This window comes from Pseudomonas asiatica (genome assembly GCF_009932335.1).
Lineage (GTDB): Bacteria > Pseudomonadota > Gammaproteobacteria > Pseudomonadales > Pseudomonadaceae > Aquipseudomonas > Aquipseudomonas asiatica.
Map to the genome: position 1 here is coordinate 1,963,537 of NZ_BLJF01000001.1, position 23,963 is coordinate 1,987,499.

The following is a 23,963-nucleotide window of genomic DNA, read 5'->3' on the forward strand; positions in this document are numbered from 1 at the left end:
CAGTGTGTTGAAACCAAAAGAGCTCAGCGGTACAAGCGGGCCGGGTTGTCGACCAGAACGGCTTGTTTCAGTGCAGGGCTGTCACATACCTGTTGAATGAAGTTGAGCAGTTGGCGGTCATCCGGAGGGGAGCCCTTGATGTTTGGATGCGGCCAATCGGAGCCCCAAATCGCGCGTTCCGGGGCATACTCCAGAAACTCGCGAACGTAATCCAGAGCCTGCGGCCACGGGCCAGGTTGACCCTGCATGGCGCGATCGATACCGGAGAGCTTGATCCATCGGGCCGAATGCTCAAGATGCTTCTTCAGAGCAGCAAGCTCTTCTCTATCGAGGGGTTGGGTGAAATCTGGGCGCGCCATGTGATCAATGACCAGAGGCGTCTTCAGGTCCTTCCACTGGTCCAGGAACGGCAACAAAGTGTGTAGTTCTCCGTGAACCAACACATGCCATCCAAATGGAGCAACACGTTCGGCCAGTTGTCGCAGCTTTTGAGGATCCCGTGCGCCCGGCAGGTGCCCCATTAGATTGAAACGGATGCCACGCAGCCCGCCGTCGTGCAGAACCTGCAGCTGTTCATCGGTGGTTGTTTCGTCGATCAGACCAACGCCGCGGTAGTGTCCACCGCTCTCAGCGATTGCGGCCAGGATGGCGGAGTGATCCGTTCCATAGGGTGCAGCTTGAACAAGCACACCGTGCTCAATGCCAAGGCGCTGATGCAACGCCAGAAGATCTGAAAATGGCGCGGGGGCGGGAGTGTATGCGGCGTTCGCAGGGAGTGGGAAACGATCCCAGGGGCCGTAAATATGGGTGTGGCAATCCCACATCCCAGGCGCATTGGTTGGGCTGGACATGGAGGCTCCAAATGTCTGGCTGGTTGCTTCGCCGAGTAGGGTGATAGCTGCTGCAGCGATGGCTGTGTGCTTGATGAACAGGCGTCGTGAGGCCTGAACTTGATTTAGATCGTCCATAGTGACCTGCTCTTATTGTTTGTCGGTGGACGGGGGCCATGGCCGGCCCCCTATAGAAATCAGCCGCAGCGAACGGTCATGCCGCCGTCGACGACGATCTCGGTACCAGTCACGAAGCGCGACTCATCACTGGCCAGGTACAGCGCGGCGTAAGCGGTGTCACGACCGTCGCCCATGAAGCCCAGTGGAATTCGAGCCAGGCGGGAGTCGAGCAGCTTGTTTACGTCGCCGCCGGTGCGCTGCCCTGCGAGACGGACTTCGACCATAGGCGTATGCAGCTGACCGGGTACCACGGTATTTACGCGAATACCTTTGGGGGCGTACTCAACGGCAGTAACACGGCCTAGTTGGATGACGCCGGCCTTGCTCGCGGCGTAGGCGACTTGCGCCGAGCCGGTGAACCGAATGCCAGACGTCGAAGCAGTGTTGATGATTGAGCCGCTGCCTTTTGCCTCCATTACCGGGATCACGTGTTTACAGGTCAGGTACACACTTTTCAGATTCAGAGCGATCTGGGCGTCGAACTTGTCCTCTGGCAGGGCAACTGCGCCACCCGCGGCGGAGCCGCCGACGTTGTTCACCAGGATGTCTACAGTCCCGTACGCTTGCTTGCAGGCTTCTACCATGGCAGCTACCGCTGAGCTGTCGGTGACGTCGCAGGCATACGGCGTCACTTCACCACCCGCTTCACGAATACGGCCCAGCGTTTCCTCCATGGCGCCGAGGTCGCGATCGACAGCGAACACCTTGGCGCCGGCAAGGGCGAACAGTACTGCCACGGCACGGCCATTACCCCAGCCGGCACCCACACAACCTGCACCGGTGACGATGGCGACCTTGCCTTTCAAGCGATCGCTGGTTGGAATATCTTCAGTCATGGGGTAATCCTCAATTCAACGTGGTAGGCAGTTCGGGAGCGACACCAGCCGGTGGCGGCACTTCGAAGACCTTGATAGTCATGGAAATCAGCGTGTAGTAGCCGGCAATGCCAACGAGATCGACTGCGGCGTCGTTACCCAGCAGCTCAATGAACTCTTTGTAGAGGCCGTCGCTAATGCCGCGGGTATCGTGCAGTTCACGAACGAAGCGATAAACCAACGCCTCATCGGCTTTCTGAAAGCTCGGCTCTTTCCCATCGCGTATGGCGTCGATGATCTCGGGAGCCAGGCCGGCCTCCAGAGCAAACGGTTTATGTGCAGCCCACTCATACTCTGCGAGCCAATGACGCCCCATCAGCAGAATGGCCAATTCAGAGAGGCGCGGTTCCAGGCAGCTGTCGTAGCGGCAGTAGCGACCAAGGGCCTGGGCGCACTCAGCCAGTTCTGGTCGATGTAGCCAGATGGCGAGCGGGCCGCGGACGCCTTTGCGTGGGCCGTTGGCGATGCGGTCGTAAACGACACGCTGGGCGTCATTCAGTTGTTGCGGATCAATGGGAGGCAAGCGATTCATGGCCGTTCCTGTTACGAGTGCTGGGTTTGCGATTGAGACTGGGGTTGGGCTTGCGCAACAGCTTCGGGGGCAGTTACTTGAGCTGCGCTGACATCCGAGGGGCGCAGCAGGCTGCGGCCAGGGGCACGGCCCGTTTCACGTTCGAACGCTTCCGGATCAAAAGCACCCTCCCAGCGGGCGATTGCGAAAACGGCGATGGTGTTGCCAACGATGTTGGTCAGGGCTGTTGCTGTCGCCATGATCCGATCAATGCCGAACAGAAGGCCCAAGCCGCTCAGCGGAAGGGTCTGTACAGACTGCAGGGTGGCTGCCAGCTTGATGAAAGCACCACCTGCAACCGTTGTACCGCCTTTGGAGGTAATGCTGAGGATTGCCAGCAAGCCGGCCTGTTGCCAGAGCGAGAACGGAGTGTCGGTGGCTTGCGCAATGAATCCGATAGCGATTGCCATATAGATCGCCGTACCGTCCAGATTGAAGCTGTAACCGGCCGGCAGCACAAAACCAACAACCACTTCATCACAACCAGTACGTTTCAGTTTCTCGATAAGCCGCGGGAACGCGACTTCACCAGAAGCGGTACCGAACACAAGCAGAATTTCATCGCGGATCAACCGCAGCACGGTCATGAACGGCAGGCCAACCGACCAGCTGATGGTGCCGAGCACTCCGAACACGAACAGGAGCGAGGCGGCGTAGTAGACGGCGATGAGCTTGAGAAGGTAAAGAAGGGTGTCGCCACCGTAGCTACCGATCGCAGCGGCCATCGCGCCAAATGCGCCGAGGGGGGCCAGCTTCATGATGAAGCTGAGCATCTTGAAGAGGATGGTTTGAGCTTCGTCAATTGCGCGCACTGCTACGGACTCTGGCCCGCACGTACGGTTGATAGCAATACCGGCCAGTACTGAGATCAGCAGGACTTGGATGATGTCGCCTTTGGCGAAAGCATCCACAAGGGTGTGCGGGATCAAGCTCAGCAGGTAGGTGATGACCGAGACCTCGCCTGCTGCGGCTGTAGCCTTGATGGCAGCCGAAGACTCGTTCATCCCTGTGGCATGCAGCCCAACACCTGGCTCGACAACGTTCACCAACACAAAGCCTACGAGCATCGCGACCGTGCTGACGACTTCAAAATAGAGCAGTGATTTCATGCCAAGCCGGCCTAGCTTGCGCATGTCCTGGACGTGGGTGAGGCCATGCACCAAGGTCACGAAGACGATTGGAGCGAGCATCATTTTCAGGAGCGCAATAAAGGCTTGTCCGAGAGGTTTCATGGCAGTGGCCCAGGTGGGCGCGGCGAAACCGAGGATGACGGCAGCGACAAGTGCTATCAGCACCTGAACGTGGAGCTTCTTCAACTGGTTCATGGCAATTCCTCGCCCACGGGATGGGCGTCATTGTTCTTGTGATTCGCATGCTGGGATGGCCAATCCCACCGGCATAGCTATTAGAACTGAGCATAGAGATCTGGCGTAATCGGTGCAAAAACCTTATTTTGATAAAAAGCTATGCCAGTTAAGCATGGAGTTTCAGATGGATATCCGTGAGCTTCGTTCCTTCGTCAAGGTCGCCCAATGTGGTGGATTCAGTCGGGCTGCGAGGGATTTATTCATCGCTCAACCAGCGCTCAGTCGACAGATTGCAAAGTTGGAAGAGCAGCTGCAGGTCGAGCTTTTCACTCGACATGGGAGAGGTGTTGAGCTGACTGCAGCAGGCTCTCGTTTGTTGGAGCGTGCAGAGATCATGCTGCGCTACATGGAAGAAACTGCAGACCATGTGCGCAACACTGCGGATGAGGAGCGGGGGCATTTGGCGATAGGCCTGCCCCCAGCAATTGGGTCAATTGTCGGCCCTCAGCTGATTCGTAGTTTCAAGGAACGGTGGCCAAAGGCATCGCTGCATGCGCTTGAGGGGCTCAGCACATCGCTTCAAGAATGGTTGCTGGAGGGCCGGATCGATGTGGCGGTTGTCTATAACCAACCCTTGATCGAGGCATTCGATGTGCGGCCATTGTTCAGCGAACGGATGGTGCTGGTTGGCCCACCTGGCGAGGCATCGCGTAACGTCCGTCTGACTGCGCTTGGCGACTTCCCTTTGATCTTGCCGGGGTTGCCTCATAGCAACCGTCGCCTGGTGGAACAGATTGCCGCACAAAACGCGGTTCGTCTGAATGTCGTGCTCGAGGTCGATAGCGTTAGTTTGACGAAGCGGTTGGTCGCTGAGGGGCTTGGCTACTCCATTCTCGCCCATGCCGCTGTTCAGGAGGACATGAACAGCCACACGCTGGTCGGCCATGCAATTGAACGGCCCGGTATCCGCTCAACCGTGTCATTGACTCGGCTACGCGACCGACGTAGCTCTCGTCTGGCCTTAAGCTATGAAAAAATCTTGCTGGAGACCCTGGAAGAGCTCGTTACGGTCGGTGCTTGGAAAGAGGCAACGCACTGGCTGGCGCAGTGACAGCGATGCTCAAACCCATGTATGTCCTGTGCTAGACATCGCCCTCGCATGCTGTTCTTTCACCGAGGGAGCGGATTGAAGAGAGCCATGCTCAATTGTCATGAACTGCTATCAATACACGGTATTTGTCAGTTTTTTTTAAATGCATAGTCTGCTGTCAGCGGGGCAGGTATCAGCCTTCGCATACCAGATAAAAATAAGAGGCATAGACCATGCGTTCTACCTACTTTGCGACTTCACTAACTCTGCTCAGTTTTTGCTTGGCTAGCCAATTTGCTCACGCCAAGAATGATGTCTCCATCCTGACTGCGAGCAAGGGGGATGTCCACATTGAGGCATTGGTTCAGGGATCTGGAAAAACCATCGTCATCCTGCCGTCTAAGGGCCGGGGTGCTCACGATTACGATCAGGTAGCCAGCTACCTGGCTGATGATGGTTACCGCGTGATTCGACCAGAGCCTCGGGGTGTCAATGGAAGCCGGGCCCCCATGGACACGCCAACGTTGCATGATTTTGCTGCCGATGTTGCGTTAGTGATGGACAAGGCCCACACCGGGGCTGCAATTGTCGTTGGTCATGCCTGGGGAAGCCAGCCCGCACGCGTGCTTGCGGTTGATCGTCCGGATCTTGTGAAAGGTGTGGTGTTGGCTGCTGCATCCATTGGCAAGTTGCCTCCAGGATCGTCGGAGAAGCCCTATGGAAGGATGGTTGAAGCGATCAAGGGAGCGGGCAACTATGCGTTACCTGAAGCTCAGCGAATCAAATACCTTGAGCTAGCATTCTTCGCCCCTGGCAATGATGCGCGAGCGTGGTTAACCGGGTGGTATGACAAAACACATGTGGCTCAAGATCACGCCCGAGATAGCACACCGGTTGAGAGCTACTGGTCTGCTGGTAACACAGTGCCCATTCTGGACCTTCAAGCTGAAAAGGATGCAGTTGTAATTCCCAATATACTCAAGTCGATGCTGGGTGATCGAGTGGAACACCAAGTAATTGCCGGAGCAGGCCATGCCCTTGCACCTGAACGGCCGAAGGAGATGGCTGATGCGATTTCCAGGTTTGCTGATCGGGTTTACGCAAGTAAGGACTGACTCCTCCACCATCTCTCGGCTCGAGGTCTACATAATTTCTAAGCAAATTTGTCGTGTTCAGGAATCTGGCCATCGCTGATGGCCAGTTGGGAGTTTGATGTCGAAGCTCCAAATCAGGTCTGGTGTGGAGACATCACTTACGTCTGGGCACAGGGCAAATGGCACTATCTTGCAGTTGGATCGCGCCAATGTGGACACTGACGCTATTCTACCAAAGCAATTCCTGATGATTATCGAACGCAGTACCATGGAGAACCCTATCAGGACTGCTCAAAAAGGCCTCTAAACTTGAGCTTTCCACTCAACCAGCCACGATATGAAGGCGCTGGAATTATGTTGGCTCGTGGTAACTTTGGTTGTGGTTCTAGCCGTGAACATGCGCCTTGGGCTTTGCATGAATGGGGAATTAGGGCGATTATTGCACCGAGCTTTGCTGAAATTTTTTATAGCAACTGCTTCAAGAACGGGATTCTACCAATCGTGCTGGACGAGGTTGCTCTCGAAAATTTATTCGTCGCAGTTGAGCAGCTGCCAGGTTATCAAATAAGCATAGACCTTGAAAAACAAGAGATTGTAGACGGCCATGGCAACCGCGTTCCGTTTGATGTCGACCCGTTCCGAAAGCATTGCTTGCTTAATGGTTTGGACGAAGTGGGGATGACGTTACTAAAGGTGGGTGCTATTCGGGAATTTGAGAAAACACGTATAGTTTTGGAACCATGGCTTTACGAGAGGTTCTAGCCCTTCAATGGCTCCTCTACCAAAACTTTTTGGCGTTCGGCGCTGAGCATCCAGATGTCGTCGTGTAGCTAAAGGCTTTAGCGATGCTATACGCCATAGCGTTTGTTTCCCCCAGACGTGATGCAGTAGCGGCCGCCTCTTGGGCCTATGCATACACGACCAGAGGAGCAGGGGCACGATGATCCATATTCGGGTGTTGAGCTTCGAACTGGCTGCGGAGTAGGGCGCTCCCGTTTGGGCCGCGGGGCGACAAAGCAGTTCGGGCCGCTGCAGAGATTTTTGTAGGAGATCCACCGTTGTGGTTGGCCGTCGAGGCTGATGCGCGCCCATTCCGCTTTTTGCTCATAGACCTGAACCTTCTCACCGCGCTTGAGGCTAGAGATCACTTTCCCTCCCGGTTCAGCGCGCAGATTCAGCTTGTCCGCGTTGACGAAATGCTCAGGCGCCGAGGCTTGTGTAGGTTGTGGTGCTGGTGATGAATTTGAAGCCAAAGTGTTAACCGACGCCTGGATAGCTGGTGGCTCAGTTTTAGGCGAATCCTTCTTGCCAATGGCCCAGATCACCACGAAGAGAACTAGCAGCGGCAGAAACCATGATTGACCTTTCTTGCGCATATCCTTTGCACCCTCGAAATGATATCTGTCCTTTTAGAAGAGGCCGGCTGGAGCCTGGCGAGCAATTTTCCATCTTTCATCGTCGATACAATTCAGCTTAGCCGACTGAGGCTGGTTGGAGCGGCAGCCGCACCTGGCTGACGTCCCGGGCCGTTAACGCGCCTGATGGTATGTCGTGCCGGCTATGTTCAGTCATACGCTACCTGAGCCTCTCAGTGACCAGCCTTCGATAATCCCATGTGTGTCAAAGGTGCTCAGGAAAGCACGCAGGGTCGGGGAAGTTGGTGGTTGCAGCGACAGCAAGAGGATTGAGTACAAATGTGCTCCGTGGCGCTAGTGAAGGCTGACGGGCTCCATGAACGGGCACTTCCAAATACGTCATTTAACATAATACTCATTATGCGCTAGTCTATATTTGGTCACCGAACCACGAGTGAGGCACTTTGGGACCAGGGAAAGCTCCCTGGTCTAGATAATCTGTCCTGATCCATCGCCCACTTCGCCGACTTTGGTGCTGGATGCGTTAGCCTTGCCTTTTGACTGTTGGCTACCGCGACTTGGACATCAGGCCAGCCATTTGCACCTGTACCCTGAGTGCTTGAAAGAAACCTGGTACGGTCACCCTCGACCTTGTTTACCAAGACAAATCCGGCGCATGCATGACCACACTGACGACTAGCGCCTGTCAGCCAGCGCCATTGAGTTTGCCACGCTGCCCATCGCCGGCAACCCAACTCCCGGTCGATCGGTTAACGCGGTCAATTGTAGGAGCGGCCTTGTGTCGCGATGGGCTGCAACGCAGCCCCAGCAATTCATGCCGTTGCTCTGAAACTTTGGGGCTGCTGCACAGCCCATCGCGACGCAAGGCCGCTCCTGCAAGGGCCAGCAGGATTGGGAAGACAGTTGTTTACATCTCACGCAGACCTCAGCCACGAACCATCCCTGTGGGTGCTGGCCTGCAAGCGATGTGACCAGTACAAGCGACAAAAAATACATGAGGACCGCGCGATACCTGAGGGCCAGGCATACCCCCCCATTTGCCATGCTGTATATGCAAATAGGATATAACTACACTAAATACTCATTTAGCGTAGTTATATAGAACCCGTCTCTGCACCCAATCCTCAAACAAGCCCGCCAAAACGCCTGTAAAAGCCTTCATTCACATCCGGCAACGGCCCATCAGCCGTCTCCAGCGCTGCATTCAGCCATTCTTCCGCCTTGGCAAACACCAGCCGATAGAGGTTACGGCACAACTGTCGCGCGGCCCTTCCCTCCCAATCCCCAGGCAGCAGCTCGTCCGGCAGTTGCGGGTCGCGCAGCAGCAGCCGGCGGTATTCGTGAATCAGCAGCGTACGTGCCAGGAAACAATCCTGCGCATCGAGCTGTTGCTGCTCTTTCAAACCTTGCCAGAGCGGCCTGAACAGCTGGATGAACTCGCTGTACTGCTGCCCCAGTTCGTCGATGCGCCAGCTTTCCCGCACCTGGGCACGCATTGCCTTGGATGCCAGCACTTCCTGGGTGTGGGTTTCGAAGACGATGCTGTCGTCGCTCGCCTCCAGGTCACGCAAGGTGGCGGCCAGGTCGGCGCGGTCTGCCCGTGGGCAGCCCAGCAGGTTCGGCGCCATGGTCCCGAAGCCCTGCCACTCCAACTCTTCACGCAAAGCCTTGCGCTTGCCGGCCTCCAGTTGCGAGAGCAAAACCAGTGTCCAGGCACCGTCCCAGGCTGGCTGGCTGGGGCTGTAGACCCGCTTGAAGGCCTTCTCGAAACGCCGGCGGCCGGTACCTGTCAGGCTGTAGTAGCTGCGGCGGCCAACCTTTTCGGCAGTGAGCCAGCCTTCCTTGGTAAGGCGGAAGATCGATGTGCGGATCAGGCGCTCGTTGATGCCGATCGGCTCCAGCAGGTTGATCAGGCTACCCAGCCAGACGGTTCCGCCGTGGGGCTCGATGGCGTCGCCGTACAAAGTGATGATCAGGGAACTGGCGCGGATCGGCGTCTGCTCCTGGAAGCGGGTGATCAGGTTGTTCAGTGGGGCGAGATTGCTCATGGGCGAACTGTGCGCGGTTAAAGCACCGACTATACCTGCGCGGCAGGCCGCCTGACCATTGCGTGACGCTGCCAGGCTCATGCCGATGCCTGGCCTTTGGGCCTGACGCCGGTGTCTTCCATGCGTGGGCGCTCGGGCTCGACCTCGGTCAGTGGCGAGCATTCGACCATGCTGTTCATGCAGCGTTGCGCCAGGTGCTGGTACTCCGCCGTGCCGCGTTGCTTCCAGGCCAGTTCCTGTTCGGTCAGTGGGCGCTTGACCTGAGCTGGCGAGCCCATCACCAGGCTTTGTGCCGCACATTCGAAACCCGCCTTGACGAATGCCGTGGCCGCGACGATGCAGCGCGGTGCCACATGGGCGCCATCCATCACCACCGCGTTCATGCCGATCAAGGCGTCTTCGCCCACGCGGCAGCCGTGCAGCACGGCGCCATGCCCGACATGCCCGTTGCGTTCGACCACCGTATCGCCACCCGGGAAACCATGCATCACGCAGGTGTCCTGCAGGTTGGCACCCTCCTCCAGCACGATACGGCCGAAATCCCCCCTTAGTGACGCCAGTGGGCCGACGTAGCAACGAGGGCCGACGATGACATCACCAATCAGCACGGCGCTGGGGTGCACGTAGGCTGTCGGATGAACCACGGGCGTCAGGCCGTCCAGTCGATAGCAAGGCATGGCAAAGCTCCTGAAATGATTTCAAATGCGCCTTGATCTTGTATCACAATCTTGTAGTGCGTCAATCGCCATGGTCGTGTATCACTTTTGCTGGGGTCATTGAGCTCCATTAAATTCAGCTTTAATCGTTAATTATAAGGTGATGAAGCGATTCAACATCATAAAACCCTTTGCTGAGGCAGGTGTCACTCCCACAAAAAGAGATACATGAAACAATTTTTGATGTTGCATTGTTGTATCGCATAATGCATATACTGGTTCCACCTGGACGTGATCCCCGCATCACGCCCCTGCAAACAATTCCAAGAAATGCCGGCCCCACGATGTGCCGTGCGTGCAGCCAGAGGAACCCGACATGCCGCGATATCTCGATGTGCAGGCGCCTGAACACGGCGTCCAGCTCATTACCCTGCAACGGCCCGAGGCGCTCAACGCCCTGTGCACCGAGCTACTGGCAGAGCTGGCCGCTGCGCTGGAAGCGGCCGGGAAAGACGAACAGACCCGCGCGGTGGTCATCACCGGCAGCCGCAAGGCATTCGCCGCAGGCGCCGATATCCGCGAGATGGCCGAGCGCGACCTGGTCGGCATCCTCAACGACCCCCGGGTGGCCCACTGGCAAAGCATCGCCGCCTTCGCCAAGCCACTGATCGCCGCCGTCAACGGCTACGCCCTGGGTGGCGGCTGCGAACTGGTGATGTGTGCCGACATCGTCATCGCCGGCAGCGACGCCCGTTTCGGCCAGCCGGAAATCAACCTCGGCATCATCCCCGGTGCCGGTGGCACCCAACGCCTGCTGCGGGCAGTAGGCAAGCCGCTGGCCATGCAAATGGTGCTGACCGGTGAAGCCATCACCGCCCCTCATGCATTGCAGGCCGGGCTGATCAGCGAAATCACCCAGCCGGAACTCACCGTAGAACGCGCCCTGCACATCGCCCGCAGCATCGCCGCCAAGGCCCCGCTGGCAGTGCGCCTGGCCAAGGAAGCGTTGCTCAAGGCCGGCGATACCGACCTGGCCAGCGGCCTGCGTTTCGAACGCCATGCCTTCACCTTGCTGGCCGGCACCGCCGACCGCGACGAAGGTATCCGTGCCTTCCAGGAAAAACGCCAGGCCCGCTTCCAGGGCCGCTGATCATCTTTCCCTCGACTGACGGAGCGAGTCTGTCATGACTTTCCAGCACATCCTGTTTTCCATCGAGGACGGCGTCGCCCTCCTCTCGTTGAATCGCCCCGAGCAGCTGAACAGCTTCAATACCGCCATGCACCTGGAAGTGCGCGAGGCGCTCAAGCAAGTACGCCAGAGCAGCGAAGCCCGGGTGTTGTTGCTGACTGCCGAAGGCCGGGGTTTCTGCGCCGGCCAGGACCTGTCCGATCGCAACGTCGCCCCGGGTGCCGAGATGCCGGACCTGGGCGAATCGATCGACAAGTTCTACAACCCGCTGGTGCGCACCCTGCGCGACCTGCCGCTGCCGGTGATCTGTGCGGTGAACGGCGTGGCAGCCGGCGCCGGTGCCAACATCCCGCTGGCCTGCGACCTGGTGCTGGCGGCACGCTCGGCCAGCTTCATCCAGGCCTTCTGCAAGATCGGCCTGGTACCCGATTCCGGCGGCACCTGGCTGCTGCCGCGCCTGGTCGGCATGGCACGGGCCAAGGCTCTGGCCATGCTGGGCGAGCGCCTGGGCGCCGAACAGGCCCAGCAATGGGGGCTGATCCACCGCGTGGTGGACGATGCCGCGCTGCGCGACGAAGCCCTCACCCTCGCCCGCCAGCTCGCCACCCAGCCCACTTACGGCCTGGCCCTGATCAAGCGCAGCCTGAACGCCAGTTTCGACAACGGTTTCGATGAACAGCTGGAGCTGGAGCGCGACCTGCAGCGCCTGGCCGGGCGCAGCGAGGACTATCGCGAAGGCGTGAGTGCCTTCATGAACAAGCGCACGCCGGCATTCAAGGGGCGTTGATCATGAGCGCACTCGCAAGCAATGCCCAAGTGGCGGTGATCGGTGCAGGCGCCATGGGCGCAGGCATCGCCCAGGTTGCGGCCCAGGCCGGCCACCCGGTAAAGCTCTACGACAACCGCCCGGGCGCTGCCGCCCAGGCGGTGGCCGGCATAGACCGGCAACTTGCCCGCCTGGTCGAAAAAGGCAAGATGCAGGCTGCCGAACGGGAAGCCATAAGCGCCCGGTTGTGCCCGGTAGACGCCCTCGAAGCCCTGGCCGATGCTCGCCTGGTGATCGAGGCCATCGTCGAGAACCTGCAGGTCAAGCAGGCGCTGTTCAGCCAGCTGGAAGCCTTGTGCGCCACCGACTGCATCCTCGCCAGCAACACTTCGTCGCTGTCCATCACCAGCCTCGCCGCCGGGCTGCAACGCCCGCACCAGGTGGTTGGCATGCACTTCTTCAACCCGGCGCCGCTGATGGCCCTGGTCGAAGTGGTCTCGGGCCTGGCCACCGCCCCGGCCGTTGCCGCGTGCATTCATGCCACCGCCCAGGCCTGGGGCAAGCAGCCGGTGCACACGCGCTCCACGCCGGGCTTCATCGTCAACCGCGTGGCGCGGCCGTTCTACGCCGAAAGCCTGCGCCTGCTGCAGGAAGGCGCAGCCGATTGCGCCAGCCTCGATGCGCTGCTGCGTGATGCCGGTGGTTTCCGCATGGGCGCATTCGAACTCACCGACCTGATCGGCCACGATGTCAATTACGCCGTTACCTGTTCGGTCTTCGATGCGTTCTATGGCGACTTCCGCTTCCAGCCTTCGCTGGTGCAAAAAGAACTGGTGGACGCGGGCCGCCTCGGGCGCAAGACCGGCCAAGGCTTCTATAGCTATGCCGAAGGCGCCGAACGCCCGCAGCCAGCCGAACTGCATAGCCCCGCCATAGTCGATGCCTGTGTCGTCGAAGGCGACCTGGGGGTGATGCAGCCTCTGGCCGAACGCCTGCGCCAAAGCGGCGTCGCCGTGACCCAGCGCGCCGGCAGCGGCCTGATCCAGGTGGGCGATGCCACCCTGGCGTTGTCCGATGGCCGCCTGGCCAGCCAGCGCGCCCGAGAAGACGGCCTGCGCAATCTGGTGCTGCTCGACCTGGCCCTGGACTACGGCACCGCCACCCGCCTCGCCATCAGCTGGTCGGCCGACACCAGCGACAACGCTCGCGACCAGGCGGTGGCCTTGCTGCGGCGTGCCGGCCTGAAGGTAACCGCGGTCGCCGACCTGCCCGGCCTGGTGGTGCTGCGTACCGTGGCGATGCTCGCCAACGAGGCCGCCGATGCCGTACTGCAAGGTGTCGGCAGCGCCGCCGACATCGACCTGGCCATGCGCGCCGGCGTCAACTACCCCTGCGGCCCGCTGGCCTGGGCCTCGAACCTCGGCATCCCCCACACCCTGCGCGTGCTCGACAACCTGCAGCGCAGCTACGGCGAGAGCCGCTACCGCCCTTCCCTGCTGTTACGCCGCTGCGAAGCCAAAGGAGGCACCCTGCATGACTGAAGTCGAACTGGCACAAGCCTGTGCCGAGGCCATGTACGCACGCGACCAGGCCACCCAGGGCCTGGGCATCCGCCTGCTGGAAGCCGGCCCGGGCCAGGCGTGCCTGCGCATGCCGGTACGCGCCGACATGATTCAGGGGCATGGCACCTGCCATGGCGGCTTCCTGTTCGCCCTGGCCGACTCGGCATTTGCCTTCGCCTGCAACAGTCACGACCAGGCCACCGTCGCCCTGGGCTGCAGCATCGACTATCTGGCCCCGGCGCTGCGCGATGACGTGCTTACCGCTCGCGCCAGCGAGGTCAGCCGCAAGGGCCGCACCGGCCTGTACCACGTCCGCATCGAGAACCAGCGCGGTGAGCTGGTGGCGATGTTCCATGGCAAATCCTACAAAGTGCGCGGCACCGTGCTGGCGCAGGAGACGCAAGATGACTGAACACACTCAAGCCGATGCCTTGATCATCGACGCCGTGCGCACCCCCATCGGCCGTTATGCCGGCGCCTTGAGCGGCGTGCGCGCCGATGACCTGGCCGCTATCCCGCTCAAGGCCCTGATCCAGCGCCACCCCGAACTGGACTGGAAAGCCATCGACGACGTCATCCTCGGTTGCGCCAACCAGGCTGGCGAGGACAACCGCAACGTCGCGCACATGGCCAGCTTGCTGGCCGGGTTGCCGATCGAAGTGCCGGGCACCACCATCAACCGCCTGTGTGGCTCCGGCCTGGATGCCATCGGCAATGCAGCCCGCGCCCTGCGCTGCGGCGAAGCCGGGCTGATGCTGGCCGGCGGCGTGGAGTCGATGTCACGCGCGCCGTTCGTCATGGGCAAGTCGGAGCAGGCGTTCGGCCGTGCGGCCGAACTGTTCGACACCACCATCGGCTGGCGTTTCGTCAACCCACTGATGAAGGCGGCCTTCGGCACCGATTCGATGCCGGAAACGGCCGAGAACGTTGCGCAGCAGTTCGGTATTTCTCGCGCCGATCAGGACGCCTTCGCCCTACGCAGCCAGCACAAGGCCGCCGCTGCACAGGCACGCGGGCGCCTGGCACGGGAAATCGTGCCGGTCGAGATCCCGCAGCGCAAAGGGCCGGCCAAAGTGGTCGAGCACGACGAACATCCCCGCGGCGACACCACCCTCGAGCAACTGGCCAGGCTGGGTACCCCGTTCCGTGAGGGAGGTAGCGTCACCGCTGGCAATGCTTCCGGGGTCAATGATGGCGCTTGCGCCCTGCTGCTCGCCAGTAGCGCCGCCGCCCGCCGCCATGGCCTGAAGGCTCGCGGCCGCATCGTCGGCATGGCGGTGGCCGGGGTCGAACCACGGCTGATGGGCATCGGCCCGGTACCGGCTACCCGCAAGGTGCTGGAGCTTGTCGGGCTGTCGCTAGCCGACATGGACGTCATCGAACTCAACGAGGCCTTTGCCGCCCAGGGCCTCGCGGTACTGCGCGAGCTCGGCCTGGCCGACGACGACGCGCGGGTCAACCGCAACGGCGGTGCCATCGCCCTTGGCCACCCGTTGGGCATGAGCGGTGCACGCCTGGTCACCACCGCGTTGCACGAGCTGGAAGAAACCGCCGGACGCTACGCCCTGTGCACCATGTGCATCGGCGTTGGCCAAGGCATCGCGATGGTCATCGAACGCCTCTGAGCGGTTCAGACCATCGGCTTGTTACCGAACCGAACGCAGCCGTATATGCTGCTTCCATGACACTCACCACGCGGCCTGCAACCGGTACCGCGCGGCGTACAAGAACAATTCGAGTGAAGCCATGAACATGTACCATGATGCCGATCGTGCCCTGCTGGACCCGATGGAAACCGCCAGTGTCGACGCCCTGCGCCAGCACCAGCTGGAGCGCCTGCGCTGGAGCCTGAAGCACGCCTACGACAACGTACCGCTGTACCGCCAGCGCTTTGCCGAGTGCGGTGCCCACCCCGACGACCTCAAGTGCCTGAAAGACCTGGCGAAGTTCCCCTTCACTGGCAAGAACGACCTGCGCGACAACTACCCCTACGGCATGTTCGCCGTGCCCCAGCAAGAGGTGGTGCGCCTGCACGCCTCCAGTGGCACCACCGGCAAGCCGACGGTGGTGGGCTACACCCAGAACGACATCGACACCTGGGCCAATGTGGTCGCCCGCTCGATCCGTGCCGCGGGTGGGCGCAAGGGGGACAAGGTGCATGTCTCCTACGGCTACGGCCTGTTCACCGGCGGGCTTGGCGCGCATTACGGTGCCGAGCGCCTGGGCTGCACGGTGATCCCCATGTCCGGTGGCCAGACCGAGAAGCAGGTGCAGCTGATTCGCGACTTCCAGCCCGACATCATCATGGTCACCCCCTCCTACATGCTCAACCTGGCCGACGAGATCGAGCGCCAGGGCATCGACCCGCAAGACCTCAAGCTGCGCCTGGGCATATTCGGCGCCGAGCCGTGGACCGACGAGCTGCGCCGCTCGATCGAGCAACGGCTGGGCATCGATGCCCTCGACATTTATGGCCTGTCGGAAATCATGGGGCCTGGTGTGGCGATGGAGTGCCTCGAAACCAAGGATGGCCCGACCATCTGGGAGGACCATTTCTACCCCGAGATCATCGACCCGGTCACCGGTGCGGTGCTACCGGACGGCCAACTGGGCGAACTGGTGTTCACCTCGCTGAGCAAGGAAGCGTTGCCCATGGTGCGCTACCGCACCCGCGACCTCACTCGCCTGCTGCCCGGTACCGCCAGGCCAATGCGGCGGATTGGCAAGATCACCGGCCGCAGCGATGACATGCTGATCATTCGCGGGGTCAACGTGTTCCCGACCCAGATCGAGGAGCAGGTGCTAAAAATAAAACAGCTTTCAGAGCTTTATGAGATTCATCTGTATCGCAATGGCAACCTCGACAGTGTCGAGGTGCATGTGGAACTGCGTGCGGAGTGCCAGCACCTTGATGAAGGCCAGCGCAAGCTGTTGACCGGGGAGCTGACCAAGCAGATCAAGACCTATATCGGCATCAGCACCCAGGTGCGCCTGCAGCCCTGCGGCACGCTCAAGCGTTCCGAGGGCAAGGCCTGCCACGTGTTCGACAAACGGTTGGCCAGCTGATTCATTCGGCTGCCTTTTCGGCCCCGGCATCGTCCGGGGCTTTTTTTTGCCTGGGAGATTGCTGGGGGCGCTTTGCGCCCCTTTCGCCGGCAAGCCAGCTCCCACAGGGGCAGCGTCCATCTCCAGAGCAACCGCTCTCCTGTGGGAGCTGGCTTGCCGGCGAAAGGGCTGCACAGCAGCCCTCTTGGCCCGCAAAGTGATACACAAATATTATTCGATACACATAAAACTGTTTGACGTTATGTTTTGTATCGCTTACAAATGACTCATGCCTTAGCAGGAGTCGGAACACATGTACGCACAGCTAGTGGAAACCGGAGTCAAGCGCGTCAAGTCGCTGGAAGAGATGTCGCCCGAGGAGCGCAACTTCCAGGAAAAGATCGACGCCGAAATCAAGATCGAAGCCAAGAACTGGATGCCCGAGGCCTACCGCCAGACCCTGATCCGGCAGATCTCCCAGCACGCCCACTCGGAAATCGTCGGCATGCTGCCCGAAGGCAACTGGGTCACCCGTGCCCCCAGCCTCAAGCGCAAGCTGCAGCTGATGGCCAAGATCCAGGACGAAGCCGGCCACGGCCTGTACCTGTACAGCGCCATGGAAACCCTGGGCGCCGACCGTGACGAAGAAATCGCCAAGCTGCACAGCGGCAAGGCCAAGTACTCGAGCATCTTCAACTACCCCACCCTCAGCTGGGCCGATATGGGCGCAGTGGGCTGGCTGGTGGACGGCGCCGCCATCGTCAACCAGGTGGTGCTGCAGCGCACCTCCTACGGCCCGTATTCGCGCGCGATGATCCGCATCTGCAAGGAAGAGAGCTTCCACCAGCGCCAAGGCTACGAAATCCTTCTGACCATGATGCGTCACGGTACCCAGGCCCAGCGCGACATGGTCCAGGACGCGATCAACCGCCTGTGGTGGCCGGCACTGATGATGTTCGGCCCCAGCGACGAGCATTCCCCCAACAGCGCCCAGTCCATGGCCTGGAAGATCAAGCGCCAGACCAACGATGAACTGCGCCAGCGCTTCATCGACCAGACCGTGCCGCAGCTCGAGCTGCTCGGCTGCACCGCCCCCGACCCCGAGCTGAAGTGGAATGCCGAGCGCGGTCACTACGACTTCGGCGAAATCCAGTGGGACGAGTTCTACGAAGTGATCAAGGGCAATGGCCCGTGCAACCAGGAACGTGTCGCCACCCGGCGCAAGGCCATCGAGGACGGCGCCTGGGTGCGCGAGGCCGCCGTGGCCTACGCGCGCAAGCAACAGAACAAGAACGCCGCCTGAGCGGCGATGATGCGGAGATCGAAAATGTCTGTCTGGACCCTCTACGAAGTGTTCGTGCGCAGCAAGCACGGCCTTAACCACAAGCATGTCGGCAGCGTGCACGCCGCCGATGCCGCCATGGCCATCGAAAACGCCCGCGAGCTGTACACCCGCCGCAGCGAAGGCGTCAGCCTGTGGGTGGTGCCCTCGGCACTGATCACCGCCTCTTCCCCGGACGAGAAAGACCCGCTGTTCGCCCCTGCGGACGACAAGGTCTACCGCCATGCCAGCTTCTACGAACTGCCCGACGAAGTCGGACACATGTGAGGTTGGCCATGCACAACGAAACCCTTGTCCCTTACCTGCTGCTGCTCGGCGACAGTGCCCTGGTGCAGGGCCAGCGCCTCTGCGAATGGTGTGGCCGCGCCCCGGCCATCGAAGAAGAACTGGCCCTGATGAACGTCGGCCTCGACCTGGTAGGCCAGGCGCGCAACTGGCTGGAATACGCCGCCGAGCTGCTCGATGATGGCCGTGACGCCGACGCCCTGGCCTTCCGCCGTGACGAGCGCGCCTATCGCAACCTGTTGCTGGTCGAGCAGCCCAACGGCGATTTCGCCGTGACCATGACCAAGCAGTTCTTCTATGACGCCTGGCATTTCGCCGTGCTTGAGGGTCTGGTCGGCTCGAACGACGAGCGTATCGCCGGTATCGCCGCCAAGGCCCTGAAGGAAGTCACCTACCACCTGCGCCGCTCCAGCGAGTGGGTGCAACGCCTGGGTGGTGGCACCGAAGAAAGCCGCCAACGCATGCTCGCGGCCATCCCGGCACTGTGGCGCTTCACCGTCGAACTGGCCGCCGGTAGCGACAATGAAGTGCACCTGGCGCAAGCGGGTATCGCCGCCGACCCCGCTGCCGTCGGCGCGGCCTGGCTCAAGCAGGTTGGCGAGACCTTCGCTTCGGTCGAACTGCCGTTGCCCAAGGCCGCCAGCCACTTCTACCTGTGCGGCCGCAAAGGCCTGCACACCGAGCACCTGGGCCTGCTGCTGGCCGAGATGCAGTTCCTGCCAAGGGCGTACCCCGATGCAACCTGGTGAGCTGATTGCCGGCGACCGTGGCGCCCGCGCGCCACGCGGCGATGACCTGGCCCGGGCCTGGGCGGTACTGGCCCAGGTCATGGACCCGGAAGTGCCCGTGGTCAGCGTGGTCGACCTGGGCATCGTGCGCGACCTCGGCTGGCGCGCCGGGCACCTGCACCTGGTCGTCACGCCGACCTACTCCGGCTGCCCTGCCACCGAGGTGATCGAAGGGGATATCCGCCAGGCGCTGGAGCAGGCCGGCTTCCCCGCGCCGCTGCTCGAGCGCCGGCTGACCCCGGCCTGGAGCACCGACTGGATCAGCGAACTGGGCCGCGAGCGCCTGCGCGCCTACGGCATCGCCCCGCCACAGGGCAGCACCAGCAAACGCAGCCTGCTCGGCGAGGCGCCGCAGGTGTGCTGCCCGCAGTGCGGAAGCGCCCATACCGAATTGCTCAGCCAGTTCGGTTCCACGGCTTGCAAGGCGCTTTACCGCTGCCGCGAGTGCCTGGAGCCGTTCGACTATTTCAAATGCATTTGAGCCGTGGAGAACGCCATGAGCCAGTTTCACAGCCTGACCATCAAACAAGTGCGCAACGAGACCCGCGATGCGGTGTCGATTGCCTTCGACGTGCCCGAGCACCTGCAGGCGCAGTTCCGTTTCACCCAGGGCCAGTATCTGGTCATGCGCACCCATCTGGATAACGAAGAAGTCCGCCGTTCCTATTCCATCTGCAGCGCCGTGCAGGATGGCGAACTGCGTGTGGCGGTGAAGCGCGTGCCAGGCGGGCGCTTCTCGGCATTTGCCAACGACGTGCTCAAGGCAGGCCAGCAACTGGAAGTGATGCCGCCGTCGGGCAGCTTCTTCGTGCCACTGGAACCGGCCCGCCAGGGCAACTACCTGGGCGTGGCTGCCGGCAGCGGCATCACGCCGATCCTGTCGATCATCGCCACTACCCTGGCCAGCGAGCCGCACAGCCGCTTCACCCTGCTGTACGGCAACCGCTCCAGCTCTGGCGCACTGTTCCGCGACAAGCTGGAAGACCTGAAGAACCGTTACCTCGACCGCCTGAACCTGATTTTCGTGTTCAGCCGCGAGCAGCAGGATGTCGACCTGTACAACGGCCGCATCGATGCCGACAAGTGCGGCCAGTTGTTCTCGCGCTGGATGGACGTTGCCAATCTGGACGCTGCGTTCATCTGCGGCCCACAGGCGATGACCGAGACGGTGCGCGACAGCCTGCAGGCCAATGGCCTGGCCAAGGACCGTATCCATTTCGAGCTGTTCGCAGCCGCCGGCAGCGAAGCCCGTCGTGAAGCCCGCGAGGCGGCGCGCCAAGTGGACTCGGCGCTCAGCCACATCACCGTGATCAGCGACGGCCGCGCCCTTACCTTCGACCTGCCACGCAACACCCAGAACGTGCTGGACGCCGGCAACGCCATCGGCGCCGAGCTGCCGTACTCGTGCAAGGCCGGCGTGTGCTCGACCTGCAAGTGCCGGGTAATCGAGGGCGAAGTGGAGATGGACAGCAACCATGCCCTGGAGGATTACGAAGTGGCGGCCGGGTATGTGCTGTCGTGCCAGACCTACCCGGTGAGCGACAAGGTGGTGCTCGATTTCGACCAGCTGTAGGCCCAAGCCCCTCTCGGACTGACGCGGTCTCTGTAGGAGCGGCCTTGTGTCGCGAAAGGGTCGCAACGCGGCCCCAGGATCCTGGCCCTGATCATGGATTGCCGGGGCTGCTGCGCAGCCCTTTCGCGACACAAGGCCGCTCCTACAAAGGCCGCACCAACAGCATTGCAATGCAACACCCGCGTGACCTCAACAAAACAATTACAACACCCAGAGATCGCAACCCATGACACCCGAACGCATCGAAAGCATCGCCAACCACCCCGACTTCCAGCACCTGGTGCAGCGCAAACGCCGCCTCAACGGCAGCTTGACCCTGGCCATGCTGGTGATCTACTACGGCTTCGTCCTGCTGGTGGCGTTTTCCCCCAGCACCCTCGGCCAGTCCCTCAGCGGTGGCGTGACTACCGTTGGCATGCTGGTGGGCGTGCTGATGGTACTGCTGTCCTTCGCCTTGACCGGCATCTACGTGCACCGCGCCAACAACGTGCTCGACCCGCTCAACGACAAGGTCAAGCAGGAGTGCGCACAATGAACTGGACCGCCATCTCGATGTTCATGGTGTTCGTCTGCTTCACCCTGCTGGTCACCCGCTGGGCTGCCATGCGCACCCGCTCGGCCAGCGATTTCTACACCGCCGGCGGGGGCCTGACCGGCATGCAGAATGGCCTGGCGATCGCCGGCGACATGATCAGCGCCGCGTCGTTCCTGGGCATTTCGGCAATGATGTTCATGAACGGCTATGACGGCCTGCTGTATGCCCTGGGCGTACTGGCCGGCTGGCCGATCATCCTGTTCCTGATCGCCGAGCGCCTGCGCAACCTGGGCAAGTACACCTTCGCCGACGTGGTCAGCTACCGCCTGGCGCAAACCCCGGTGCGCCTGACCTCGGCCTTCGGCACCCTGGTGGTGGCGCTGATGTACCTGGTGGCGCAGATGGTCGGTGCCGGCAAGCTGATCGAACTGCTGTTCGGCATCAGCTACCTGTACGCGGTGATGCTGGTCGGTGTGCTGATGGTCGCCTACGTCACCTTCGGCGGCATGCTCGCCACCACCTGGGTGCAGATCATCAAGGCAGTGATGCTGCTTTCAGGTACCAGCTTCATGGCCTTCATGGTGCTCAAGCATTTCGGCTTCAGCACCGAAGCGATGTTCGCCAGCGCCGTGGCCGTGCATGCCAAGGGCCAGGCGATCATGGCCCCGGGCGGCCTGCTGTCCAACCCGGTGGATGCCATTTCCCTGGGCCTGGGCATGATGTTCGGTACTGCCGGCCTGCCGCATATCCTGATGCGCTTCTTCACCGTCAGCGATGCCAAGGAAGCGCGCAAGAGCGTGTTCTATGCCACCGGGTTCATCGGTTACTTCTACCTGCTGCTGATCGTCATCGGCTTTGGTGCAATCGTCATGGTCGGCACCGAACCGTCCTACCGTGATGCCACCGGCGCCATTATCGGCGGCGGCAACATGGTCGCCGTGCACCTGGCCCAGGCCGTGGGTGGCAATCTGTTCCTCGGTTTCATCTCCGCCGTGGCCTTCGCCACCATCCTGGCGGTGGTCGCCGGCCTGGCGCTGTCCGGTGCATCGGCCGTTTCCCACGACCTGTATGCCTGCGTGGTGCGCCAGGGCAAGGCCAGTGAACAGGAGGAAATGCGCGTGTCGCGTATCGCCACGCTGCTGATCGGCCTGCTGGCGGTCATCCTCGGCCTGATGTTCGAGTCGCAGAACATCGCCTTCCTCTCTGGCCTGGTGCTGGCCGTGGCCGCCTCGGTCAACTTCCCGGTGCTGCTGCTTTCGATGTTCTGGAAAGGCCTGACCACCCGCGGCGCGGTGTGCGGCAGCATGGCCGGCCTGGTTTCGGCGGTGCTGCTGGTGGTGCTGGGCCCGGCGGTGTGGGTCAACGTGCTGCATCACGAAAAGGCGCTGTTCCCCTACAGCAACCCGGCGCTGTTCTCCATGAGCCTGGCCTTCCTCGGCGCCTGGGTGTTCTCGGTCACTGACAGCTCCGAACGCGCCAACCAGGAACGTGGCCGCTACCTGGCCCAGTTCATCCGTTCCATGACCGGAATCGGCGCCGCCGGCGCCAGCAAGCACTGACTCTCAGGGAAGAACAACCATGTCGGGTAAAACAACAACAATGAACCGCACGCACTTCATTTCGGCCGCCTGGCTGGCGACCCTCGCCCTGCCGATGCCGGCGATGGCAGACTTCCTCGGCGACAGCCACGCCCGGCTGGAGCTGCGCAACCACTACCTCAACCGCGACTTCCGCCAAAGCAACGCACCGCAGGCCAAGGCCGAGGAATGGGGCCAGGGCTTTACCGCCAAGCTGGAGTCGGGCTTCACCGAAGGCCCGGTCGGCTTTGGTGTCGACGCCATGGGCCAACTGGGCATCAAGCTCGACTCCAGCCGCGACCGGCGCAATACCGGCCTGCTGCCTTTCGGCCCGAACAGCCATGAACCGGTCGACGACTACAGCGAACTGGGCCTGACCGGCAAGGTGCGGGTGGCCAAGAGCACCCTGCGCCTGGGGACCTTGCAACCGATCCTGCCGGTGGTGGTGTACAACGACACCCGCCTGCTGGCCTCCACCTTCCAGGGTGGCCTGCTCACCAGCCAGGACCTGGCCGGCCTGACCTTCAACGCCGGCCGCCTGACCAAGGCCAACCTGCGTGATTCCTCGGGCCGCGACGACATCGGCTACGGCGCCGCCAGCAGCGACCACCTGGACTTCGGCGGCGGCAGCTACGCCATCACCCCGCAAACCAGCGTCAGCTACTACTACGCCAAGCTCGAGGACATCTACCGCCAGCAGTTCGTCGGCCTGATCGATACCCGCCCGCTGGGCGAAGGCCTGAGCCTGCGCACCGACCTGCGCTACTTCGACAGCCGCAACGACGGCGCCGAGCGTGCCGGCAACATCGACAACCGCAACTTCAACGCCATGTTCACCCTCGGCGTACGGGCCCACAAGTTCACCGCCGCCTGGCAGCAGATGTCCGGCGACAGTGCCTTCCCGTTCGTGAACGGTGGCGACCCGTTCACCGTCAACCTGGTCACCTACAACACCTTCACCCGCGCCGGGCTGGACTCGTGGCAGGTGCGCTACGACTACGACTTCGTCGCCATGGGTATCCCCGGCCTGAGCTTCATGACCCGCTACACCGATGGCCGCCACGCCGAAACCGCCACTGTCAGCAACGGCCGTGAGCGTGAGCGCGACACCGACATCACCTATGTCATCCAGAGCGGCCCGTTCAAGGACGTCAGCCTGCGCTGGCGCAACGTCACCTTCCGTTCCGGCAATGGCCTGACCAACGCCGTGGACGAAAACCGCCTGATCATCGGCTACACCGTGGCGCTGTGGTAACAGCGCCCCCTCTACATTG

The 23,963-nt window shown here is 61.5% G+C and carries 22 protein-coding genes and 2 pseudogenes; 17 read left to right on the top strand and 7 right to left on the bottom strand.

What is annotated here, in order from left to right; all coding sequences use genetic code 11:
* Nucleotides 1-23: 23 nt before the first annotated feature.
* From GYA95_RS09285 to GYA95_RS09300, 4 genes are read right to left on the bottom strand one after another with little or no spacing between them, the layout of a single operon-like run.
* On the bottom strand, nucleotides 24-968 hold the full coding sequence (locus GYA95_RS09285; protein ID WP_224765922.1) for an amidohydrolase family protein: 945 nt from the start codon (nucleotides 966-968) through the stop codon (nucleotides 24-26).
* A gap of 59 nt (nucleotides 969-1,027) precedes the next feature.
* Nucleotides 1,028-1,846 (bottom strand): SDR family NAD(P)-dependent oxidoreductase, encoded by an 819-nt coding sequence (locus GYA95_RS09290; protein ID WP_003258699.1) that lies wholly within the window; start codon nucleotides 1,844-1,846, stop codon nucleotides 1,028-1,030.
* Between the two features lie 10 nt (nucleotides 1,847-1,856).
* Complete coding sequence (locus GYA95_RS09295; protein WP_015270313.1) at nucleotides 1,857-2,417, bottom strand: carboxymuconolactone decarboxylase family protein; 561 nt, start codon at nucleotides 2,415-2,417, stop codon at nucleotides 1,857-1,859.
* 11 nt (nucleotides 2,418-2,428) lie between these two features.
* On the bottom strand, nucleotides 2,429-3,781 hold the full coding sequence (locus GYA95_RS09300) for a C4-dicarboxylate transporter DctA (RefSeq protein WP_015270314.1): 1,353 nt from the start codon (nucleotides 3,779-3,781) through the stop codon (nucleotides 2,429-2,431).
* A gap of 166 nt (nucleotides 3,782-3,947) precedes the next feature.
* On the opposite strand from GYA95_RS09300, the gene GYA95_RS09305 reads away from it, so the two are divergent.
* The 3 genes and pseudogenes from GYA95_RS09305 to leuD all read left to right on the top strand — a co-directional run bounded on the left by GYA95_RS09305 (nucleotide 3,948) and on the right by leuD (nucleotide 6,709).
* On the top strand, nucleotides 3,948-4,874 hold the full coding sequence (locus tag GYA95_RS09305; protein ID WP_015270315.1) for a LysR family transcriptional regulator: 927 nt from the start codon (nucleotides 3,948-3,950) through the stop codon (nucleotides 4,872-4,874).
* 212 nt (nucleotides 4,875-5,086) lie between these two features.
* A complete protein-coding gene (locus GYA95_RS09310; RefSeq protein ID WP_015270316.1) occupies nucleotides 5,087-5,968 on the top strand; it encodes an alpha/beta fold hydrolase in 882 nt (293 codons plus the stop codon).
* Nucleotides 5,969-6,158: 190 nt separating this feature from the next.
* Nucleotides 6,159-6,709, top strand: a pseudogene (gene leuD / locus GYA95_RS09315) (3-isopropylmalate dehydratase small subunit).
* 86 nt (nucleotides 6,710-6,795) lie between these two features.
* Here the strand turns inward: leuD and GYA95_RS09320 are convergent.
* From GYA95_RS09320 to paaY, 3 genes are all read right to left on the bottom strand, one after another.
* Nucleotides 6,796-7,323 carry an SH3 domain-containing protein gene (locus tag GYA95_RS09320; RefSeq protein WP_080604872.1) on the bottom strand — a complete coding sequence of 176 codons (528 nt, stop codon included), beginning with the start codon at nucleotides 7,321-7,323 and terminating at the stop codon, nucleotides 6,796-6,798.
* A gap of 1,124 nt (nucleotides 7,324-8,447) precedes the next feature.
* The gene (paaX, locus tag GYA95_RS09325; RefSeq protein ID WP_015270318.1) at nucleotides 8,448-9,371 is read right to left on the bottom strand and encodes a phenylacetic acid degradation operon negative regulatory protein PaaX; all 924 of its coding nucleotides are present in this window, start codon (nucleotides 9,369-9,371) and stop codon (nucleotides 8,448-8,450) included.
* Nucleotides 9,372-9,448: 77 nt separating this feature from the next.
* Complete coding sequence (gene paaY, locus GYA95_RS09330; protein WP_015270319.1) at nucleotides 9,449-10,048, bottom strand: phenylacetic acid degradation protein PaaY; 600 nt, start codon at nucleotides 10,046-10,048, stop codon at nucleotides 9,449-9,451.
* A gap of 355 nt (nucleotides 10,049-10,403) precedes the next feature.
* Between paaY and paaF the strand changes: the two genes are divergently transcribed.
* The 14 genes and pseudogenes from paaF to GYA95_RS09400 all read left to right on the top strand — a co-directional run bounded on the left by paaF (nucleotide 10,404) and on the right by GYA95_RS09400 (nucleotide 23,944).
* Nucleotides 10,404-11,177, top strand: coding sequence for a 2,3-dehydroadipyl-CoA hydratase PaaF (paaF, locus tag GYA95_RS09335; protein WP_161551377.1), 774 nt, complete (start codon nucleotides 10,404-10,406; stop codon nucleotides 11,175-11,177).
* A gap of 34 nt (nucleotides 11,178-11,211) precedes the next feature.
* A complete protein-coding gene (paaG, locus tag GYA95_RS09340) occupies nucleotides 11,212-12,003 on the top strand; it encodes a 2-(1,2-epoxy-1,2-dihydrophenyl)acetyl-CoA isomerase PaaG (protein WP_015270321.1) in 792 nt (263 codons plus the stop codon).
* A 2-nt stretch (nucleotides 12,004-12,005) separates the two neighbouring features.
* Nucleotides 12,006-13,523 (top strand): 3-hydroxyacyl-CoA dehydrogenase PaaH, encoded by a 1,518-nt coding sequence (gene paaH / locus GYA95_RS09345; protein ID WP_102059395.1) that lies wholly within the window; start codon nucleotides 12,006-12,008, stop codon nucleotides 13,521-13,523.
* Nucleotides 13,516-13,956 (top strand): hydroxyphenylacetyl-CoA thioesterase PaaI, encoded by a 441-nt coding sequence (gene paaI / locus GYA95_RS09350; protein WP_013972610.1) that lies wholly within the window; start codon nucleotides 13,516-13,518, stop codon nucleotides 13,954-13,956. The genes paaH and paaI overlap by 8 nt, the downstream gene beginning before the upstream one ends.
* A complete protein-coding gene (gene pcaF, locus GYA95_RS09355; RefSeq protein WP_015270323.1) occupies nucleotides 13,949-15,169 on the top strand; it encodes a 3-oxoadipyl-CoA thiolase in 1,221 nt (406 codons plus the stop codon). The genes paaI and pcaF overlap by 8 nt, the downstream gene beginning before the upstream one ends.
* 121 nt (nucleotides 15,170-15,290) lie before the next feature.
* Nucleotides 15,291-16,610: a phenylacetate--CoA ligase PaaK gene (gene paaK / locus GYA95_RS09360; RefSeq protein WP_015270324.1), complete on the top strand. Its 1,320-nt coding sequence runs from the start codon at nucleotides 15,291-15,293 to the stop codon at nucleotides 16,608-16,610.
* 292 nt (nucleotides 16,611-16,902) lie between these two features.
* The gene (paaA, locus tag GYA95_RS09365) at nucleotides 16,903-17,892 is read left to right on the top strand and encodes a 1,2-phenylacetyl-CoA epoxidase subunit PaaA (RefSeq protein ID WP_015270325.1); all 990 of its coding nucleotides are present in this window, start codon (nucleotides 16,903-16,905) and stop codon (nucleotides 17,890-17,892) included.
* A 24-nt stretch (nucleotides 17,893-17,916) separates the two neighbouring features.
* Nucleotides 17,917-18,198, top strand: a complete 282-nt coding sequence (gene paaB, locus GYA95_RS09370) for a 1,2-phenylacetyl-CoA epoxidase subunit PaaB (RefSeq protein WP_013972614.1) — start codon at nucleotides 17,917-17,919, stop codon at nucleotides 18,196-18,198.
* A gap of 8 nt (nucleotides 18,199-18,206) precedes the next feature.
* Nucleotides 18,207-18,965: a 1,2-phenylacetyl-CoA epoxidase subunit PaaC gene (gene paaC, locus GYA95_RS09375; RefSeq protein ID WP_015270326.1), complete on the top strand. Its 759-nt coding sequence runs from the start codon at nucleotides 18,207-18,209 to the stop codon at nucleotides 18,963-18,965.
* Nucleotides 18,952-19,485 (top strand): 1,2-phenylacetyl-CoA epoxidase subunit PaaD, encoded by a 534-nt coding sequence (gene paaD / locus GYA95_RS09380; protein ID WP_015270327.1) that lies wholly within the window; start codon nucleotides 18,952-18,954, stop codon nucleotides 19,483-19,485. The genes paaC and paaD overlap by 14 nt, the downstream gene beginning before the upstream one ends.
* A 15-nt stretch (nucleotides 19,486-19,500) precedes the next feature.
* Nucleotides 19,501-20,577 carry a 1,2-phenylacetyl-CoA epoxidase subunit PaaE gene (gene paaE / locus GYA95_RS09385; RefSeq protein ID WP_015270328.1) on the top strand — a complete coding sequence of 359 codons (1,077 nt, stop codon included), beginning with the start codon at nucleotides 19,501-19,503 and terminating at the stop codon, nucleotides 20,575-20,577.
* Between the two features lie 226 nt (nucleotides 20,578-20,803).
* Nucleotides 20,804-21,112 carry a DUF485 domain-containing protein gene (locus GYA95_RS09390; RefSeq protein ID WP_004376242.1) on the top strand — a complete coding sequence of 103 codons (309 nt, stop codon included), beginning with the start codon at nucleotides 20,804-20,806 and terminating at the stop codon, nucleotides 21,110-21,112.
* A pseudogene (locus GYA95_RS09395) lies at nucleotides 21,103-22,671 on the top strand (cation acetate symporter); the annotation flags it as partial. The gene GYA95_RS09390 and the pseudogene GYA95_RS09395, both read left to right, overlap by 10 nt.
* 40 nt (nucleotides 22,672-22,711) lie before the next feature.
* On the top strand, nucleotides 22,712-23,944 hold the full coding sequence (locus GYA95_RS09400) for an OprD family porin (RefSeq protein ID WP_015270330.1): 1,233 nt from the start codon (nucleotides 22,712-22,714) through the stop codon (nucleotides 23,942-23,944).
* The last annotated feature ends 19 nt before the right edge of the window (nucleotides 23,945-23,963 follow it).